We start from the raw sequence: 18291 nt of genomic DNA, 5'->3' as shown, positions 1-18291 counted from the left end.
TTTTTTCAACAAAGATCATTGTTCTCTAATTTGAATGATGCTACTTTGAATATTTTTTGTGAAAATCTCTTACTCCAAGTCGCTTTATTATCTATACGATTATTACTTTCTTAAAACAAATACTTCATCACAATTATAATCAATCATTGCTAAAAAATACTCTTCGAAATTTTCGAACCTATCTATTTCCTCTCCAGCAAACCAAATTACAGCTCCCGGCGTAGAAGAATTTGACAAACATAACGTAAATAAATCTCTGTCAAATTCAGTGACTGCTATTGGCAGTAATTGATTTCTAAAAACACCACTTTCTTTTAAGACATCTTCCTCAATTGCATTTAATAATTTTTTTGTATAATGCATTCTTGTTGTTGTTTTAAATTGTTCTGTCCCTAATAAATCAACGGTTTGATAAAACCCTTTCCAGCCATTAGCATATTTCAGGAAATCTCTATACTTTTGATCAAGTTTATATCCTATTTTTTTCTCAACAAGGCAAATATCTGCTTCATCGGCTCCAACATCCGGAAAGTGATGCGGCCATATATGCTCCACATCCTGGTTCATCAATTCCTGGTTCATCAATTCCTGCTTCACTGCTACCATTATCGCTATATGATCATTCCAGTTTATCATCATCTAAATCCCCTTTTACAAACCAAAATATTGTATAACCCAAAAAATCTTTATTAGCCAATACTACTAATATATTCCGAATTAAGATGTAACGAATTATGAGGGTTAAGCGCTCCTATCAAGGTTGCACCCTAAAACATAATTGCCATCACCTTTTGTAAGTCTCCCCACGATGTCCTAATTAATCATATTCGTCATCGTCTTCATATAAACTATTCAAGAATTCATCGATATCACTTGCTAAAAAATACATATTACTCATATCATCAGGATCTTCTGGTTCTTGCTCATGATCCCAAAAATAAATCTTTTCATAATAGGGCTCCTTTGTACCTAAGCATATTACGTTCCCTCCTGGATCATTTGCTATTGGTACGAAATCATCAGGTAATCTATATTCGTATATATCTATATAATCTCCTAGATTACTATAGATATCACCAATTCCATAAAATTCATTTAAGACACTTACCCCCTGCTTATCAGAAACTTTAAAGAAGCTAGGTTCAGGATACCCACCATTCCATTTCATTAAAAACCTCTTATACTTTTTAGTAAAACTTACTTGATGCTCTGTTTCAAATTCCTCAATTTCTTCTAATGAAAGGTTTTTATGCAAATTCACAATTTTAACCATGTAATACTCCTCCCACATAAAAAAACTCAGCATGGATATTTTCTTCGACTCGAATCATTTGTTTTTCTATCTTAATGATGATGCCATATGGTAGCTTATTAAGTGCTGGTACTGGTGCAGCAAAAACTTTATTCAAGACTGACTTTATATTTACACTGTTTTTAATTTAACGGTCGACTTTGCCGATTATTGTTTTGTTAAATAGCAGCTTAAGATTTATTAGTGAAGCATGTCCAGAAATCTTTTGAAGGTATTTGCAACATGATAACTTACTGGCTCAAGCTCAGCAGAATTTTCATGATCCCACACGTAAACTTTAGGATTGCTTCTTGATTCTCGAAAATCTAAACATAAAAAATCACCAGCAAACAAAACAGCAATTGGCAATAAAGCTACCCCCAGTAAATCTCCATCATCTGTAAGCCTCTCATCAAGTTGAGTCCATGTTACATCGATATCAAACATGCCACTTTCAATATGTTCTGGAGCTTCAAGAATACACAAGAACCTAATAACTGCATAACTATGATTATTACAGATAAAAGACTTCTTTTCTGGAGAACCACCATTATGCATTCTTATGAAATTCTTATAATCTATCGGTAATTCGACTCCCCAAGCCTCTTCTTTCTTACATATTAACTCTTCAGATGGTAACGGAAAAATCACTGAATCTTTTTTGTTCATGTCTTTTATTCACCCTTAAATTTCGGATACCCCTTCTTAATCCCATAATATCTCTTGCTAATAATTTTCTTCCATTCTTAATTCCTTGTCTAACTCTTTCTTACTATCTCTTCCATGTTTATCCTATTATCTCATCTCTAGTTTACAAAATAAAACACCTAAACAACTTAATTTGTTTAGGTGCCTTTTTTACCGTATTTGCTTATTTAATATTACTCATCATCTTCATCATAATATAATTTATTTAGAAATTCAGTAAATGATTCCGCTACATAAAATACATTTTCTCGAGCAGCTTCTTCTGCTTGTTCTGCTGTAATTCCTTCACTCTTCATCAATGCTTCTTTTTTCCATGCATCTTCATGTTCCCAAAAGACAACAATAGGATTTTCTGTATGATTTTTATAATCAAAACAGATTAAGTCTCCTGCTGGGTCGATTCCAAATGGTACTATCTCTTTTGGTAATGTATCTTTATAGTCATTGTAAATATTATAAATCTCCGTGTAACTTTCTGAATTATATTTTAATAAAGATCCAAAAACACGTTCTTCCCCATTTACATCAAATACTTCCGGTTCTGGACATGCCCCATGATTTATTTTTACACATTCAATATAATCATTCGGAAAAGCCACCCCAATTTTTCGAGCAACTTCTAGAATATCCTCCTCACTTATTTCATCTCTTTTAAAATCCCATTGAATTTTTGTCATATCACTTTTCCTCCCAAAAGTTTCTTTCCACTTAAATGATTTACACTATGCACCTTAGAAATTACCAATTACATTTTTCCTAGGACTTGATGATGCTGCCAAGTTAAATCTTTTAAATAAACAATCTCTTTTTGAAATAAATGATTAATTACTTAAAACCCATGCTCAAAATCTATGTCATATAGATTAACCCATTCTATACATTTTGGTACTGACTTAACTGTGATAAACTCTTCTATTATACGATACGCCATTTCACGATCCACATAACTACAAGTAGGCATCTTCATCGGTTCTCCTCCTACTAAATGTTCAACTGTTTCTACTTCAACATTTTTATTAAGTGTTACTATATACTCTGGATGTCGCATTATAAAAAAACCATACGGTTCATCATAAAATAGTATTAATCGTTCCTCACATCCCTCGGTTTCAAAACACGAATCCCCACTACCTTGGTTCCAATAACTCTCGTCCTTATCAAATATTACATCTCTTATAAATCTTTCACTTGGATTTTCAATCGTTTCTCCAACTGGTCCATTATATATAATCATTATTAGCTCCCCTTAATTTGTAGCTTTTATTATTATTGGCTTTGTATTTCCACTAATAACAACCTCTAACTCATCCACATCTAATCTTTTCAATGAACCTGGCAATTCCCCTTGACATATCATGCATTTTTCGGCCAACATGCATGATAACTCTTTTAGGCAAACTTCCTTGTTTAACGAGGTACTGTGATTAATAAAACCATAAAATCACATAAGGTAGCATTTATGATGGATCTTTAGTTTGCTTTTTAAACACAACAACTTCGAACTTTAAGGCATTCTAATATACAAGGAATAGGAGAGAATATTGGATAAAAGAAAAACCTTGACTGAGTGACGAGCACCCGATCAGGGTTTAATGAATTATTTTAAAAACTTCTCTACTAAAAATGTATAGAAATTTTTATACTCTCTTATTCCATCTTCTTCATCTGGCTCCCAGTTAACAACCGGACACTCATTATCGACTAATCGTGAAGTATCAAGACAATATACACCGGCCCCATAGTTCTGTATTACAACGAACTCCATTGGCAGGCCATATTTTCTCCATTCTTCAGTTTCTCTTACACAGGTTGGAATCTCGCGAAGTCCACCTCCGAAAATCTCCACCCCGACAATTCCTCCAGTTCCATATTCCCCCAAAAACCATTTGTAACTGTCCGGTAAATCTACATTAAGCTTCTTCTCAATATTTTTAATTTGACTATCTTCTAAAACCCCAACAAAAAACTTTTTTGGAGCATTCTTTATTAATTCAATAACTTTCTCTTTACTCACTGACACCATCCTCCCATATATATCAGGATTCTTAAGAGATTCATCTGACCACTATTTCCAATACGTTTCTCGAAAATCATTATATTGTTTATCTAAATTTAGGTTCACTCTTGAAACTTCATTTTTTATTCTCTTTCTTTTCTAAAAGCTCATAAAGAATTCGATAATTTTTCTGATGTCGGCTTGCAGAATCTCTACAATTGGTCCTGATTCTTGCTGTAATATATAATGCAAAGTAAATAGCCTTACCCATCCTTCCCGAAAGGTGTCCAATCCATTTGTGCCTTCTCTAAATTCGAAAGACCTGTATTAGGAACCATATTCCAATTCATATCATTCCTTTAATAAATCCTTCTTCCTTTATATTCTACATGGGAATATGTTTGCTACTAAATTCAAAGCCTTTAGGTTACCCGTATCCTTAGCATGAGAACCATCAAGCCCCTTTATCTTATCATCTATACTCTTACTACTCTCTATCAACTATTTATCATACTTTTTTGCTAAAGATTTTTTCTTCTATAAACACTGCTAATCAAATCTCAACCCTTTCTTGATAATTATTCCATACTTATCCTATTATTTCATCTCTAGTTTACAAAATAAAACACCTAAACAACTTAAATTGTTTAGGTGCCCTTTTTACCGTATTTGATGATTATTGCTTATTTAAAATTACTCATCATCTTCATCATAGGTTATATTAGCCGGTTTTATTGCCAGCGCCCCTTCTTCAGGCAGACATATGTACTTGGCATTAGCACCAAAACCTAAACTGCTATATCCAAAAACTTGGTCACCTTTCCTAAATAGTTTTACATCTTTGCCTACTGATTCAATTTCCCCGGCTAGCTCACCCTGGTATAGGTCTTTTGGGTTTTCTGAAACCAAACATTATTCACGCGGGAAGACAGTACATGATAGGGAATTCGAACCTTCGAATTTTCGCATCCCCTGCTGTTACTGTTGTCGCATATATTCTAATAAGTACTTCATTGTCCTTGATAATAGGTTTTTCAACCTCTTTGAACTAAAGAACATCCGGCGGTCCGTATTTTGTACATGAAATTGCTTTCATAGGTCTCTTCCATAATTTCTTTGATCTGTTCATTTTAACCTTATGATATACTACACATAAAAATGTCATTGTACTTGTAATTAAACAATAGAAATGTATGTTCTTAATTAGGTGAAACACATTTTGGTTATTCATCCATTTTTAGGGTGTATTTTAAATTAGATTTTTTTGAGATATAATCGGAGGATAAAAGACATGATAAATCAAGCTGAATTGCTATGGAAACGTATAATTGAAGGAGGCTCAAGCCTTGAAGTAAACTTTCAAGAAACATTAAATCTCCAACCGGGTGCAAGAGATGAAGATTTTCAGCTAATTGAGGCTACACTGGGTATTACACTTCCTAAAGAAATGAAAAGTTTTTACAGGGTATATAACGGACAAAGTTGGGAACCAGGGGTTGAGTCTTTTGTAAGAAATCTGGTCCTTTCCCCTACTTCGCAAATTATAGACAATTGGACATTTCTACAAGATGAATTCGATCCAGATGATTTAGAATCGGATATTGAAAATGAACTTAAACCTGTTCTTTGGAATTCTAAGTGGATTCCAATTGCAGAAAATGGTGGTGGGGATTATCTTTGTATTGATACAGATCCATCAGAATCTGGAGTAGTAGGACAAGTGCTATATTTTTGGCATGATTGGGGAAAACGTTCTATTGAGGCAAAGGATTTATTCGAATTCATAGAAATTTGTTTGAAAGAGGATAATAGAATTCAATAGAATGCAGTGTTCTAATGAAAATTAAAGTTATAAAAAAAGGTTCTGGTGCAACAATGTTAGTTAGAAATGTAGAGTAGCAATTCCCTCTACATTTCTAGCTTATGAGGCTAACCCAAACAGTTTATGAATAATTTTTTTTGGTTTTGGACAGACTTGCCCGGTAAAACAAGTTGCCCTTTTTTAACCATATGCATAGCCTCTATTCCAGAAATAATGGACTTTGCTGTGTGAAAGGACTTTAATCCTAACATAGAACGAACTCGCTTTTTAATAAACCGGTGATCTTGTTCCACTATGTTATTGAGGCATTTGATTTGCCTGATTTGGATGCCTACTGGCATCTTTTTTTCTTTCTTCAACTCTTCTATCGCTACAGGGTAAGCAGGAATCTTGGAGTTTTTGCACCAGAACCCTACATTTTATATGATTTTTTTAATAGGATCATAAACCAAACAAGGCTGAAACCAATGATAGAATGAGAGATTCCTACTATATAGCTTAATCCTTTAAAATCGGCTCCATTTAGCTGAAGAAATCCTCGAGTTGCCATTGAAGAAATTGTTAAAATTAATCCAATATTATGGACAATGAACCACATATTAAAACTTTTTACTTCATGAAACGCAAATGACTTTGCTAGTGCTAAGGCAATTAAAAAAAATAAAAATCCAAGTACTAGCGTATGTGTGTGTAAAAGGTTCAGCAGAGTAGATCCTAGAATTCCCTTTGCTTTTGCATATTCTCTAGCGAATACACCTGATAATAAACCGATAATTAAATATGTGAACGCTGCATTATATAATTTTTTCATCATATACCTCCTGAAGTAGAATCCGTAATGTTGATTTTTGATTAGTAAATTTCTATTGTATTTTCAAATCATGATAGTTATATAGCAAAAACTCCTAGTTTCTCAGGAGTCATGGTATAACAGATCAAAAATATCCAATAACATCACAATTATAGAATATTTAATTATACAAAACAATTGAACTTTATGTGAACAAAGGGAGAGTGTACGGATCGGATTCAAATAGAAAATGGCTATTCATCAGCCGGTTCTGGTGCAAATACTTAGGAAAGATATAAAGAGGCGAAAAGTTTCCTAGTGGAATCTGGCCTTAAGCAACAATTCCAAATAGTTGATGGATGAACTTCACTTGATTTTGGACAGACTTGTCCAGTAAAACAAGTTGCCCTTTTTTTACCATATGCATAGCTTCTATCCCAGAAATAATGGATGTAGCTGTGCGAAAGGATTTCAATCCTAACATCGAACGAACTCGCTTTTCCATACTGATCACGCACCTTTTTTAGAGTAATAGTATCAGTATGTCCAAGATTTAGAGATTACTTGCAATTATCTTGAAGTTTTCGCACCAGAACCATTATTACGGTAGGGGAAATAAGAACAATTCTGAGAAAACATACGTAATAAAGCAAGAATGCATATATTCTTGTATAAAGCTTTTAAAAGAGAAAAAGGTCTAATCCTGATGAATATAGAATTAGTCTCTGTGTTTACTGCGTATAACGGGGATTATGATAAATAAAAGAGGAGTGATATTGAATGTTAGATGTTTTAAAGCAACAATACAGCTTTATTAGCTCTACCAGAGAAACCTTATTTGCGTTTTTGGAAGGAATCGCACTGCAAAAGTTGCACAGCACAGTTCCAAATTTCGGAAGTGGTAGCATTATAAAGACCCATATTCATGTAGCCGATTGCTATCGATACTGGCTTGGATCATTCGCATTTAACCAAAAGCGAGCAGATTTTTCGTTTGCTACTGATTATGAAATTGAGCATTCAGATGTCGAGAAAGTTCGCGCCAGATTTGAGTTAGTAGATGGGATTGTACAACGCTTTTTGGATGAATTCAATACTCGCTGGTTCGAAAATATAGCAAATGAAGTGAAATGGCAAAAAGAACCATGGAGTACGACTCCGCTATGGCTTTTAACCCATACCGAGACACATGAGTTTCATCATAAAGGACAAATCGTATCAATGGCTCGTCACCTCGGATACAATCCTCCTGACACAGACCTTGATTAATTCAATTGTACTAAAAAATGATCTACTATAACTGCCGATTACATTCCATCCGGCTCACGGTTCTGCCTCCATTTATTTCCTTAATACACAAACAAATTGAGAAAATAATAGTTATCAGGGGGTGATAAAACACGAACAATCAAACAGAATCAACAAATAAACAGATCCTCGGACAAAATTGTACCCTTGATGATGGGAGCCAAGTTCCACCAGGGACCAAAGAATGTATTGGTGATGCTCAGTACGTATGTAAAGATGGTGAATGGAAAAGTATGGGTCGCTTTTGTGTGAGTGATAGTGATACTTAAACATTACTTGTGTCAAAGTAGTTATCGCTTTGACACAAGTTTGTTCGTCTTACCAATTTTTCACACAGCCTCGCGGTCTAGTTGCAGAAGACAATTTATTTTTCCTAGTTTCTACGATTTTCCCTTTCCAAAAATTCATTTATGGAAAGGCTAACTAATACAAACACAATACAGTTGATATCCCTTCCATTGAAGAAGCTATTGATAACCTGAGTCAGAATCATCTGCTTGCAGGCTATTGAATTTATCACTACTGCCATCATGATAATGATATTCCCCGTAATTTAAAACCCAATCATCGCATTTAGTCCGGCATGTATGTACAAGAAAAGAACGTTATCTTTAAAGATTTCGCAAGCGAATGGCTTCTTATTATATAGTGAGAAGAATAGCGTAAAACCTGGCACTATCCGTATCAGACAGCATGAAATCAATAAATTATTGCCTTACTTCTCTCTTTTAAAGCTAAAAGATATCAGGATGATTTAAATGATTTAAAAGAAAAAGGATATGCCGACAACACTTTGGATGGTGTACATCGTACTGGAAGAATGATTTTCAAGAAGGCCATTGAGATGAGAATGATAAAAAAGGATCCAACAGAATTCGCTTACTTTATTCCTATCGGTATGTCCAAGTTTAGGAGATTACTTGCAAGAATTTTGCACCAGAACCTTATTAAAGGTGGGCTGCCCCCCCCCCTCTTAAATATCCATATCAATAATCTTTCAGTTCAATCGCATTGGAAGCTTTCACCATCATTTTCGTAATCATCTTAAACATTACACCCATAAGGATGGGTAAACGCAACATTAAATTGCGCAGAAAAATTTTGGAGTTTGAGCTTTCGATCATGCCTCCAGCAGCTATTAGTCCTATTTTTTGATTTTTCTCAACAAATTTTCTCATCTCTTTTTCGTAGGCAGCAAAAGCACAGTCGTAATTGCCATGCGCAGCTTTCAGTTCACCAGCTAGTACATAAGCTCCGACAAGTGCCAGACTAGAGCCTTGACCCGAAAGTGGTGATGGGCCATACGCCGCATCACCTACCAATGTAATCCGACCTTTTGACCATGTCGGCATATGAATCTGGCAAATCTCATCAAAATAAAAGTCTGTAGCCTCTTTCATAGTTTTGAGTAGATGCGAAGTTTCCCAACCCGTATGACCTTGGAAAGCATTTTCTACAAGTTTCTTTTGGGCTTCCACATCATAGCGGTCGTACTTCAGTGCCTCTGACTTGAACAAGAACATACCCTTTGCTTCAGTATTATCACGAGCACTATACATACCTACAGTTTTGCCTGGCATCGTATAAAGCAGCTGGCGGTGGTCAAGGTTAAGGTAATTCTCAAGGGTAAAAATCGAGATATAACAGCCAAGAGTACGTTTAAATTGCTCTTTGTCACCAAAAATTAACGTGCGCACATTGGAATGGAGCCCATCCGCACCGATGACCAGATCGAATGTCTGCGGCTTTCCACGAATAAATTGGACTTCTGCACTTGCTTCAGTCTCATGTATAGCTGTAATCGAATCGTCCCAAATATATTCGATCGTATCCTTGGTCAAGTCGTACAAAATATTATTAAGGTCCTCGCGCATGATTTCAATATCCAGCCCCTGCTGGTTCCCCATACTCGCTTCGCTTATTTGACCTTCGATTTTACCTTTACTGTTGACGAAGTAAACACCAGTCATACGCGTGTCAGCTGCATGAACTTGATCGAGAATCCCCATCCGCTTAAGCACCGTAACAGCTACACCACGGATATCAACACCATATCCACCTGGGCGCAATGCGGGCGCACGTTCTATTACAGTCACGTCGAAACCGTAGCGGTGAAGCCAGTAAGCTAGTGCCGGCCCAGCAATGCTCGCACCGGAAATAAGGACGCGCATCGTTTGTTTTATAATGCTTATTCACTCCTATCCTAATTAAAGTCATACAACATATCCACAGTATATTCACGGTCTATTTTATTTATGTACCGCGGTAAAATAATAGGAATCTAATAATTTAATAAAATATCTTAGATTGCTGAACAAAAAAGGAGCAAACAACCGATGGGATTGTTTGCTCCTTTTTTCTTTTGTTAACGTTGTTTTGTCACTAACAAAGCTAATGCTGTAGCCAAAAATCCAGCAGTCAGTTTGCCGACAATAAGCGGTATGACAAAATCCTTCTCCAAACCTGCCACAAATCCTAAGTGACTACCAAATACAAATGCACCACTCACGGCAAACGCGGTATTCACGACTTTTCCGCGGTCATCCATTTCGTGCAAGGTTGCAAACATAGGAATCTGATGGGCAAAGGACGCAATGAATCCACCGAATGTTTGTTGGTTCATGCCCAGCTTTTTTACCAACAGAGCAAAAGGATTCTTTAGCACTTTTACCAACACAAATACAAACGGAAACGCACCAGCAAGGATAATTGTAATTTTCCCGACTGTCACAAATCCTTCTGTAATCGGTAGCATCCCTGGTATAAGAACAAAGCCTGTCAATGTTTCAATAATAACAGTGACAAGTCCAATCATGATAACCATTTCAACACCTTTACCAAACCATGTAAACCCGCGAATCATTATGGATGGAAAACTTACCATACCAATACCGATCATGATAGAAATGAGGATAGATGGCAGCAAGTTTTTCATCATCCATGCAAAGTCAAATCCTGCTACGAATCCTCCTGCTAAACAGCCAACCGGAATTGTCATAAGCCCTATTAATATTCCTTTTGCAAAAAAGGGATGGTCTTTCTTTTGAATAATGCCTAAAGCTACCGGAATTGTAAATACAATTGTTGGACCCATCATCGTCCCTAAAAACACCCAAGAAAATAAAGCAGCATCACTCGATTGCGCCATTTCATTCGCAAGTGAGTAGCCGCCCATATCAAGCGCTAAAAACGTCGATGAAAACATTGAAGGATCCGCCCCGAGAAATTGATAAATGGGAGACACAATTGGCGTTAACATCTTGGCAAGAACAGGCGATAAGGAAATCATCCCTACCATTGACAACGCTAAAGCTCCCATGGAACGAAATGCTTCCGTGAACTTTTGCCCAATTCCAAAACGATTCCCAAGCAGATGATCTGCTGCACCAAGCAGCATAAATCCTGTCATCATCATGATAATGATATCATTCATGTTGTATATAACCACCATTCACATGAATGGCCACTGTAACGCATTGTTAGTATGGCCTGTTCAATTTCTATACGATTATAAAATCAGTAATTTCTTTGTTGAATGTGTAATAATTTCATAACCATTCTCTGTCACCACTATATCATCTTCGATACGGCAGCCACCCCATCCCGGGATATAAATTCCTGGCTCGACTGTTACAACCATACCAGCTTGCAGCACTTCTTTACTTTTGTCGGAAAGACGGAGTTGTTCATGCACTTCTAGACCCAATCCATGGCCTGTTGAGTGTCCGAAACGATCTCCAAAGCCCTTTTCTGTAATATAATTTCTTGTTAAATCATCAATTTTTTTCGCTTTTTCACCCGCTCGAATCCCTTCTGTCCCGCGTTTTAACGCTTCCAAGACGATATGATAAATATCGCGAAACTCATCCGAACAGCTCCCAACTGCAATGGTTCTCGTAATATCGGAGCAATACCCATTGTACATCGCTCCAAAATCAAGGGTCACCATGTCACCATGCTCAATCACTTTCTTGGAAGCAACCCCATGCGGCAAGGCCGCTCGTTGTCCGGAAGCAACAATGATATTAAATGCAGAAGAGAAGGCACCCTTCTTTCGCATATAGGCTTCTAGTTCATCTCGGACCTCCCGCTCTGTTATACCTGGTTTAATAACATTCAAAATATAATCAAACGCCTGATCGGCAATATGAGCTGCTGTTCTCATTGTTTCTATTTCTGACTGCTCTTTAATTTCTCTTACCTTATCAACTATATTTTCCAACGGAACCAATTCTACATTTACATATTCTTTAAGAGTTGAGAATGCTTTTAACGTCATAGTATTTGCCTCTACAGCCACCTTTTGAATACCGTGCCGATCGATTTCACTTGCCACTTCTTTTTCAAGATTACCGTCATGTATTATGATTTTCGCATTTTTCACTTCATCTTTCGCCTGCTCGATATAGCGGAAATCTGTGATAAAGGTCACGCCCTTTTGCGAAATCAACACTGCGCCTGCAGATCCTGTAAAACCCGTCGTATATCGGCGATTTTCACCCTTCGTGATCAAAATGGCATCAACATTGTTCTTGGTAAGTTGTTTCTGTATTCTTTCAATTCGGTTCATTATCTTTAATCTCCCTTTATAATTCGAATTTTTTTTGGGAACTTCGTTAACACTTCACATCCATTTTCCGTAATTACAAGATCATCTTCAATCCGAACACCGCCAAACCTTGTGACATAGATACCTGGTTCGACTGTGAGTACCATACCTCGTTTCAAAATTCCATTATTGGCATCGTTTATTGACGGAGCTTCATGAACACCGATTCCTAAACCATGGCCGATTCGGTGCGGGAAAAAATCGCCATATCCGGCCGTTTGAATGACGTTTCTTGCGGCTATATCAATATCTCCAATTCGCTCTCCAGGCTGACAAGCTTTCAATCCGGCAAGATTTGCTTGCAAAACTGTGTTGTAGATCGTTTGGAGTTCATTATTGGCATGACCGTAAATGACTGTTCTTGTGATATCGGAGCTGTAACCCTTATATTTCACACCTAAATCAAACAAGGCCGTATCACCTTTTTTCAACTTGTTCGCTCCTGATTTCCCGTGAGGATTACTAGCATTTTGGCCAAACAGGATAATCGGCAAAAATGACATTTCCCGAATACCCTTTTTCTTTAATTCGTATTCAATTCTTCCTAGCACTTCAAGTTCTGTCACGCCTTCTTTTAAAGCCTCGATACCTACTTTCACTCCATAATCGGCAAAAGCGGCCGCTTCTCGTAAAATTGCAATTTCGTTCTCATCTTTTACAAGTCTCATCCCGGTAAGCTTATCATCTAGCGATACAAACTCTATGTTATGCAAAATTCGTTGCAGATTTTCCATGTAAAAATAAGAGATTTCATGTTTCTCTACAGCAAATCGCTTCATCTCGCTCTTACTATGGATTACCTCACGAACAAGTGCCCACGGATTATCGGAATCTGTATAACTCATGATTCGATTGTTCCAGCCTGCTTCCCTCAGCATTTGAACTTCCATACCTGGTGTAATAAAGATCGGCTCGCGATTTGCAAATACAAAAATACCGACAAATCGTTCATGTGGGTCATAATCGAATTGTGATAAATAAAAAATATTATGGCGTGATGTCACCAAGCCTCCTTGAATGTCATGTGCTTGTAAAAAGTTTTGTAGTGCTTGTAATCGTTCTTTCATGTCTATTCCTCCCTGCATCTAAATCATTGCAAGTTTTGTGCCAACTCGAAAGATTAGTGATAAGAAGGAGTCTCAGAAATGGCTGTCTATTATTTCAGACACTTTAAAGCAATAATTGTCTATCTTTTTATACAACTAAAAAGTCACAGCCTAAATCATACTTTTGATTCATCGGTTTTACATAAATTTTTTGTGTAGAGCAACAGCTTTAAATACAAACTCAAATGTTTTTTACGTAACTAAAAAAACAGTGCCGCAACAAATTTCCAGCACTGTTTTTTATCTATCGTTAAAACTTGATACTTAATTTTTTCATCTTATTATATAAAGTAGCTCGAGAAATTTCTAACCTCTTAGCCGCCGCTTGCTTATTGCCATTCTCAGCTCGGATAGCTTCAATAATTTTATTTTTTTCATACTGATTGAGATCTCCTTGCAAAGATTCATCATGATATAAGAAGGGAAAATTGGCTTGCGACATCTTTAGTGGTAATCCTTCTATCGTGATTTTTCCGTCTTCCGACAATAATACTAATCGTTCAATTGTATTCCTCAGCTCCCTAACGTTTCCTGGCCAATCGTATTTTAATAATATGGAAATAACCTGCGGATCTACATAATCAATCATACGATGATATAATAATGAAAACTCATATATAAAGAGATGAAGTAACTCCATAATATCTAATTTTCGTTCCCGCAATGGTGGGATGGTAATAGATAAAATGTTAAGACGATAATATAAGTCTTCCCGAAATGTACCCACATTGACCATTGCTTCCAAATCTTTATTTGTGGCGGCGATGATTCGGCAATGAGAAATCAATTGCTTTGTTCCTCCGACACGATAATATGTTTTATCTTGAAGAAAACGGAGTAATTTCACTTGCATATCCAACGGCAAATCACCAATTTCATCGAGAAAGAGCGTACCCTCATTCGCCAACTCCAGCTTTCCTTTCTTCCCATTGGCATCTGCCCCTGAAAATGCCCCTTTCTCATATCCAAAAAACTCACTTTCAAACAAAGATGGTGAAATGGCGCCACAGTTTACCGCGACAAACGGAGAGGTTGAACCTTGGGAAAGATGGATTGCTTTTGCAAAAATTTCTTTCCCGACTCCTGTTTCTCCAAGCAATAAAATGTTCGCATTCGTTTCAGACATTCTCCTTGATAATGAAACCGTATCCTTTATTAGTTGACTCGAACCTTTTATTTGTTGAAAAGAGTCGCTTGACGCCTGCAGTCTGGAAACTTCCTGCTGTAGATGATGAATTTTTGAGGAAGCATTCATTAGCTTTTGGTTCAACAACACTTGACTCGTAATGTCCGTTTCCGCTGCCACTGCACCGACAATTCGATCTCTGATGATGACGGGACTACTATTAATCATGACAAATAGGTCCTCTCGAGGATTATGCTGTTTGTAACGAAATAATTGTCCTGTTTCCATTGTTACTTTATTTAACAACATCTCTTTTTGAAAAAACTGAGTCATGTCTTTTCCAAGGATTTCCTCTTTAGGAATGGAAAAAATCCGTTCTGCACCAGAAGTCCAAACAACAGTTTTCCCTCCCGCATCCACAATCGAGACCGAGCCATCCATTGTATCGATCATAGTTTGAAAATAGGCCTGTGAATATTGATAAGATTCAAGCAATGTAGAAAGTAAAGTATCGGAAGCGATGTAGCCCTTTATTTTTCCTTCTCTATCCGTAATAACCACAACACCTGATGTTTGCGCTTCTTGAATCACGTCTTGAATAACAGCTTTTTCATTGGAAACGCCCGCTTTTTTCCAATAAAGTTCTTTGATATTCTCGCTTTTATAATGAAGATACTCATTTATCGTTAACATCCAGACTTCACTTTGATGCTGTTTAAATATATATGCTGCTTCATTTTTGTCATCCATATCGGAAAGCAAAGAAAAATTCGTTTGCAACAGGTCTTCTATGCTAGGAAGAAGATGCTTCATAATGATTCCACCACCCAATTGTCTATTTTTCACTATTACTCTATCATTTCGGCGAGTTTGTGTCATGATTAAGGTTCTGGTGCAAAAATAAAATAAAAGAGAATAAAGTGCATATATCCCTAACAGAATTGTATTTTACGCTACCAGTCCAAACAATTGATGGATGAATTCTTTCTGATTTCGAACAGATTGGTTCCGTAAATCAATCTGTTCTTTTCTGATCATATGCATGGCTTCTACTCCAGAAAGAATGGATGTGTGGCAGTACCCCATCGCTATCAAGCTAAGGTTAGGAAAGGCCAGTTTCAGAAGAAAATTTTTTCTTTTTCTAAAAATCAGTGTAGATCATTGGAAATTTTGCATATCAAATAAACCCTAACGGGTTTCACTTTTTTTATTAAGCTGCTTGATTGTCCGACATGGTACAATTGTAAACGACACCTAATATATCAAAGACTGTTTTCTTCTTGTATCGATGAGATTTCCGTCCGTTTCGCTGTAGGAGGTTAAACAGACGAAGAAGAATCTTTGATAATCCTTGGGTGTCTTTTTGCATTGCTCGAAACAGAAGAAAAAAATAGTCTTTAATCATATATATGGCTTTATATTCACTCAGCTCTTGTTTCTTTTTTATGAGAAGTAACTTCCGCATTTGAAACATAATAGAGGAACAGAGTAGAATGGCAATCAGTTGCCCATACAAATGGCATTCCAATCGTTCTCGTTTTATCTTTTTACAATGATGAATGTGAAAGAATGATTTCCACGTTTTAAATAAAATTTCGATTTGCCAACGTAAAGAATACCAATCATGTACTTGTCCCATCGGGACAATATCTGTAGGGGTATTTGTCATATATACATTGATACCACTGAGTCGTTTACTACGAGGAGAATACTTCATTCCTTTCTTCTTTTCTCTTACAGCTTGATCTTGTAATCGTTTTTTTTGTTGTTCTTTTGTTAGTCGATGTACAATCACACGAGTTGGTACTTTATCAGTCATTCCTACATAGGCTTCGGATATTTCACATGTTTGTCCTGGCTGAAGAGAGTTCATTAAGACCTCCATATCTATCTGTATATACTCTGTACCTTTCTTAATTCTTCCATCTTGAAAGTAATCAGGGTTGGAATTTTTTTGATAAATACGTGTATTCGACTTGATACGAGAGATATAGTAAGCTTTTTTATCTTGTATATGTTGAAGATCTTTCAAATGAAAATAACCTAAATCTCGGATACATAAATCATTCGCTGTTATAGTTGGGACACACAGAGAACCGTAGGTTCGATCATGTTGTTTACCTGGACCTGTATGAATATGTAGGAACTGTCCGCTTAACAGGTCATACTCAAGTTGAATTTTCATCCCAGCTGTATGACTGCAGCCTCCTGCACCTGGATAAACGAATGAAAAGATATCTGGAAGTTGAAATGCGGTGGAATCCAGGATCCGAATACGCTTGAAAACAGAAGTGAATGGAGAAGAAATCGGTATAAATGAGGCTAATTTTTGGTTTAGAAGTTCGGCTAATATGTGTTGCAAAAATTGAACGGCCGCTTTATTAAATCGTTGATTTAGTCCCTCAGGACTGATGAGAACTTCTGTTGACGCTTCTAAACAGCTAGATAGCTGAGTTAAAGAAGTCGTAGCGACATTTTGACTCATCCATACACATAAAGCGACTAAATCTTTGGCTTGGTACTTACTTGTTCGTTGCACAAAGCCAACATCTCTAGCAAGATTTCGTAAGATATTAGGGGATAAAAAGCTTTGAATTTCTTGAGCAAATAGTTGTAATTCATCAGATACAGAAATTGACATACAAAAACGCCATCCTTTCCTATGATTCTACAGAAAGAATAGCGTATTTTTTCATTTTAGGGGGAATTTTGTTTTGTTAGCTTGATAGCGATGTGGCAGTACCCCTACTAAGAATCCAACTATATATTCAAACAGTATGTTTGTTATTTTTTCATCAAATGATATATTAAAGCATCTAATTCCTGACTACAGGTAATGACTTTGTTATGTGTAAAATCATATTTTCTAATGAGCTCAATGAGTTCTTTCTTTTTTTCTTCTATGGCTTCTTGTACATTTATCACTTTCATACCAATACCCCCTGCCATCCTATTTGATATGAAAATTATACGAATTATAATTAATAATTAAAATATTTTGTAAATAATTAAACTGTTTTAGTTCTGGTGCAAAAACTTCAAGACAATGGCAAGTAATCTATAAATCTTGGACATACTGATACTATGACCTTAAAAAAAGGTGGAATCCGTATGAAAAAGCCGATTGAATTTAAAATGAAAATGATCATTCCTTTAGTCCCATTACTTTTAATAGTATGGAAGAAATCTTAAAAACAAAACTGATGATAGTTTTTAGCGTTATAAAACCTAGCAGCATAGCGTTATGTTGCTTTGAAATAAAGTCGTCCCGTTTAAAGTTGCACCGTGTTGCATCACCAGGTAAAGCTGTTACGGTAAAACTCCTGAAGTTTTGTGTGAATTAGAAATAGAGTTGCGATGTTTCTATAATCTTTTAATAATAAATTAGTTGAAAATAAAAGACTACATACTATACGCGAAAGAATATAAACAGGGGAATTATGTACAAGGGTTTGATTGGTTTTGGAGGAGGACGAAGCCCATAGCGGGAGGCGTATCCGTAGATGCGAAGCATCGAGGACCTTAGAGAATAAGA

17 protein-coding genes and 4 pseudogenes are annotated in these 18291 nt (G+C 36.3%); 3 read left to right on the top strand and 18 right to left on the bottom strand.

Annotated elements, in window-relative coordinates; all coding sequences use genetic code 11:
• Positions 1-102: 102 nt before the first annotated feature.
• From QUF99_RS02910 to QUF99_RS02880, 7 genes and pseudogenes are all read right to left on the bottom strand, one after another.
• Positions 103-636 carry an SMI1/KNR4 family protein gene (locus QUF99_RS02910; RefSeq protein ID WP_289368566.1) on the bottom strand — a complete coding sequence of 178 codons (534 nt, stop codon included), beginning with the start codon at positions 634-636 and terminating at the stop codon, positions 103-105.
• 181 nt (positions 637-817) lie between these two features.
• On the bottom strand, positions 818-1273 hold the full coding sequence (locus QUF99_RS02905) for an SMI1/KNR4 family protein (RefSeq protein WP_289368565.1): 456 nt from the start codon (positions 1271-1273) through the stop codon (positions 818-820).
• Between the two features lie 219 nt (positions 1274-1492).
• Complete coding sequence (locus QUF99_RS02900; protein ID WP_289368564.1) at positions 1493-1960, bottom strand: SMI1/KNR4 family protein; 468 nt, start codon at positions 1958-1960, stop codon at positions 1493-1495.
• A 212-nt stretch (positions 1961-2172) separates the two neighbouring features.
• Positions 2173-2676: an SMI1/KNR4 family protein gene (locus QUF99_RS02895; protein WP_289368563.1), complete on the bottom strand. Its 504-nt coding sequence runs from the start codon at positions 2674-2676 to the stop codon at positions 2173-2175.
• Positions 2677-2828: 152 nt separating this feature from the next.
• Positions 2829-3233, bottom strand: coding sequence for an Imm1 family immunity protein (locus QUF99_RS02890; protein WP_289368562.1), 405 nt, complete (start codon positions 3231-3233; stop codon positions 2829-2831).
• A 363-nt stretch (positions 3234-3596) separates the two neighbouring features.
• A complete protein-coding gene (locus QUF99_RS02885) occupies positions 3597-4013 on the bottom strand; it encodes an SMI1/KNR4 family protein (RefSeq protein WP_289368561.1) in 417 nt (138 codons plus the stop codon).
• A gap of 687 nt (positions 4014-4700) precedes the next feature.
• A pseudogene (locus QUF99_RS02880) lies at positions 4701-5022 on the bottom strand (alcohol dehydrogenase catalytic domain-containing protein); the annotation flags it as partial.
• A 264-nt stretch (positions 5023-5286) separates the two neighbouring features.
• Between QUF99_RS02880 and QUF99_RS02875 the strand changes: the two are divergent.
• Positions 5287-5817 carry an SMI1/KNR4 family protein gene (locus QUF99_RS02875; RefSeq protein WP_289368560.1) on the top strand — a complete coding sequence of 177 codons (531 nt, stop codon included), beginning with the start codon at positions 5287-5289 and terminating at the stop codon, positions 5815-5817.
• A gap of 99 nt (positions 5818-5916) precedes the next feature.
• Here QUF99_RS02875 and QUF99_RS02870 read toward each other — a convergent pair.
• From QUF99_RS02870 to QUF99_RS02860, 3 genes and pseudogenes are all read right to left on the bottom strand, one after another.
• Positions 5917-6209 (bottom strand): annotated as a pseudogene (locus QUF99_RS02870) (DDE-type integrase/transposase/recombinase); the annotation flags it as partial.
• 20 nt (positions 6210-6229) lie between these two features.
• The gene (locus QUF99_RS02865) at positions 6230-6628 is read right to left on the bottom strand and encodes a DUF2871 domain-containing protein (protein ID WP_289368559.1); all 399 of its coding nucleotides are present in this window, start codon (positions 6626-6628) and stop codon (positions 6230-6232) included.
• A gap of 310 nt (positions 6629-6938) precedes the next feature.
• Positions 6939-7112, bottom strand: a pseudogene (locus QUF99_RS02860) (IS6 family transposase); the annotation flags it as partial.
• A 275-nt stretch (positions 7113-7387) separates the two neighbouring features.
• On the opposite strand from QUF99_RS02860, the gene QUF99_RS02855 reads away from it, so the two are divergent.
• Positions 7388-7876: a DinB family protein gene (locus QUF99_RS02855; protein WP_289368558.1), complete on the top strand. Its 489-nt coding sequence runs from the start codon at positions 7388-7390 to the stop codon at positions 7874-7876.
• A 626-nt stretch (positions 7877-8502) separates the two neighbouring features.
• Positions 8503-8673: a tyrosine-type recombinase/integrase gene (locus tag QUF99_RS02850; RefSeq protein ID WP_289368557.1), complete on the top strand. Its 171-nt coding sequence runs from the start codon at positions 8503-8505 to the stop codon at positions 8671-8673.
• Between the two features lie 228 nt (positions 8674-8901).
• Here the strand turns inward: QUF99_RS02850 and QUF99_RS02845 are convergent, their stop codons facing one another.
• The 8 genes and pseudogenes from QUF99_RS02845 to QUF99_RS02810 all read right to left on the bottom strand — a co-directional run bounded on the left by QUF99_RS02845 (position 8902) and on the right by QUF99_RS02810 (position 17687).
• Positions 8902-10098: an FAD-dependent monooxygenase gene (locus QUF99_RS02845; protein WP_289368650.1), complete on the bottom strand. Its 1197-nt coding sequence runs from the start codon at positions 10096-10098 to the stop codon at positions 8902-8904.
• A gap of 182 nt (positions 10099-10280) precedes the next feature.
• On the bottom strand, positions 10281-11348 hold the full coding sequence (gene eutH, locus QUF99_RS02840) for an ethanolamine utilization protein EutH (protein ID WP_289368556.1): 1068 nt from the start codon (positions 11346-11348) through the stop codon (positions 10281-10283).
• A 75-nt stretch (positions 11349-11423) separates the two neighbouring features.
• Positions 11424-12488, bottom strand: a complete 1065-nt coding sequence (locus QUF99_RS02835; protein ID WP_289368649.1) for a M24 family metallopeptidase — start codon at positions 12486-12488, stop codon at positions 11424-11426.
• A 2-nt stretch (positions 12489-12490) separates the two neighbouring features.
• Positions 12491-13591: a M24 family metallopeptidase gene (locus tag QUF99_RS02830; RefSeq protein WP_289368555.1), complete on the bottom strand. Its 1101-nt coding sequence runs from the start codon at positions 13589-13591 to the stop codon at positions 12491-12493.
• A 289-nt stretch (positions 13592-13880) separates the two neighbouring features.
• Positions 13881-15569 carry a sigma-54 interaction domain-containing protein gene (locus QUF99_RS02825; RefSeq protein WP_289368554.1) on the bottom strand — a complete coding sequence of 563 codons (1689 nt, stop codon included), beginning with the start codon at positions 15567-15569 and terminating at the stop codon, positions 13881-13883.
• A 135-nt stretch (positions 15570-15704) separates the two neighbouring features.
• Positions 15705-15827 (bottom strand): annotated as a pseudogene (locus QUF99_RS02820) (IS6 family transposase); the annotation flags it as partial.
• A 139-nt stretch (positions 15828-15966) separates the two neighbouring features.
• The gene (locus tag QUF99_RS02815; protein WP_289368096.1) at positions 15967-17397 is read right to left on the bottom strand and encodes an IS4 family transposase; all 1431 of its coding nucleotides are present in this window, start codon (positions 17395-17397) and stop codon (positions 15967-15969) included.
• 143 nt (positions 17398-17540) lie between these two features.
• Entirely contained in the window at positions 17541-17687 is a 147-nt protein-coding gene (locus QUF99_RS02810; RefSeq protein ID WP_289368553.1) for an aspartyl-phosphate phosphatase Spo0E family protein, read from the bottom strand.
• Positions 17688-18291: the final 604 nt, after the last annotated feature.

The sequence above is a fragment of the Bacillus sp. DX4.1 genome, assembly GCF_030348195.1.
Lineage (GTDB): Bacteria > Bacillota > Bacilli > Bacillales > Bacillaceae_G > Bacillus_A.
This window is presented reverse-complemented; position numbering and strand designations above follow the sequence as displayed.

Bases quoted from the DNA above. Each gene is read 5' to 3' on its own strand.
- QUF99_RS02910 (WP_289368566.1), bottom strand. From the start codon at position 636: ATGATAAACTGGAATGATCATATAGCGATAATGGTAGCAGTGAAGCAG.
- QUF99_RS02905 (WP_289368565.1), bottom strand. From the start codon at position 1,273: ATGGTTAAAATTGTGAATTTGCATAAAAACCTTTCATTAGAAGAAATT.
- QUF99_RS02900 (WP_289368564.1), bottom strand. From the start codon at position 1,960: ATGAACAAAAAAGATTCAGTGATTTTTCCGTTACCATCTGAAGAGTTA.
- QUF99_RS02895 (WP_289368563.1), bottom strand. From the start codon at position 2,676: ATGACAAAAATTCAATGGGATTTTAAAAGAGATGAAATAAGTGAGGAG.
- QUF99_RS02890 (WP_289368562.1), bottom strand. From the start codon at position 3,233: ATGATTATATATAATGGACCAGTTGGAGAAACGATTGAAAATCCAAGT.
- QUF99_RS02875 (WP_289368560.1), top strand. From the start codon at position 5,287: ATGATAAATCAAGCTGAATTGCTATGGAAACGTATAATTGAAGGAGGC.
- QUF99_RS02865 (WP_289368559.1), bottom strand. From the start codon at position 6,628: ATGAAAAAATTATATAATGCAGCGTTCACATATTTAATTATCGGTTTA.
- QUF99_RS02855 (WP_289368558.1), top strand. From the start codon at position 7,388: ATGTTAGATGTTTTAAAGCAACAATACAGCTTTATTAGCTCTACCAGA.
- QUF99_RS02850 (WP_289368557.1), top strand. From the start codon at position 8,503: ATGTACAAGAAAAGAACGTTATCTTTAAAGATTTCGCAAGCGAATGGC.
- eutH (WP_289368556.1), bottom strand. From the start codon at position 11,348: ATGAATGATATCATTATCATGATGATGACAGGATTTATGCTGCTTGGT.
- QUF99_RS02830 (WP_289368555.1), bottom strand. From the start codon at position 13,591: ATGAAAGAACGATTACAAGCACTACAAAACTTTTTACAAGCACATGAC.
- QUF99_RS02825 (WP_289368554.1), bottom strand. From the start codon at position 15,569: ATGAAGCATCTTCTTCCTAGCATAGAAGACCTGTTGCAAACGAATTTT.
- QUF99_RS02815 (WP_289368096.1), bottom strand. From the start codon at position 17,397: ATGTCAATTTCTGTATCTGATGAATTACAACTATTTGCTCAAGAAATT.
- QUF99_RS02810 (WP_289368553.1), bottom strand. From the start codon at position 17,687: ATGAAAGTGATAAATGTACAAGAAGCCATAGAAGAAAAAAAGAAAGAA.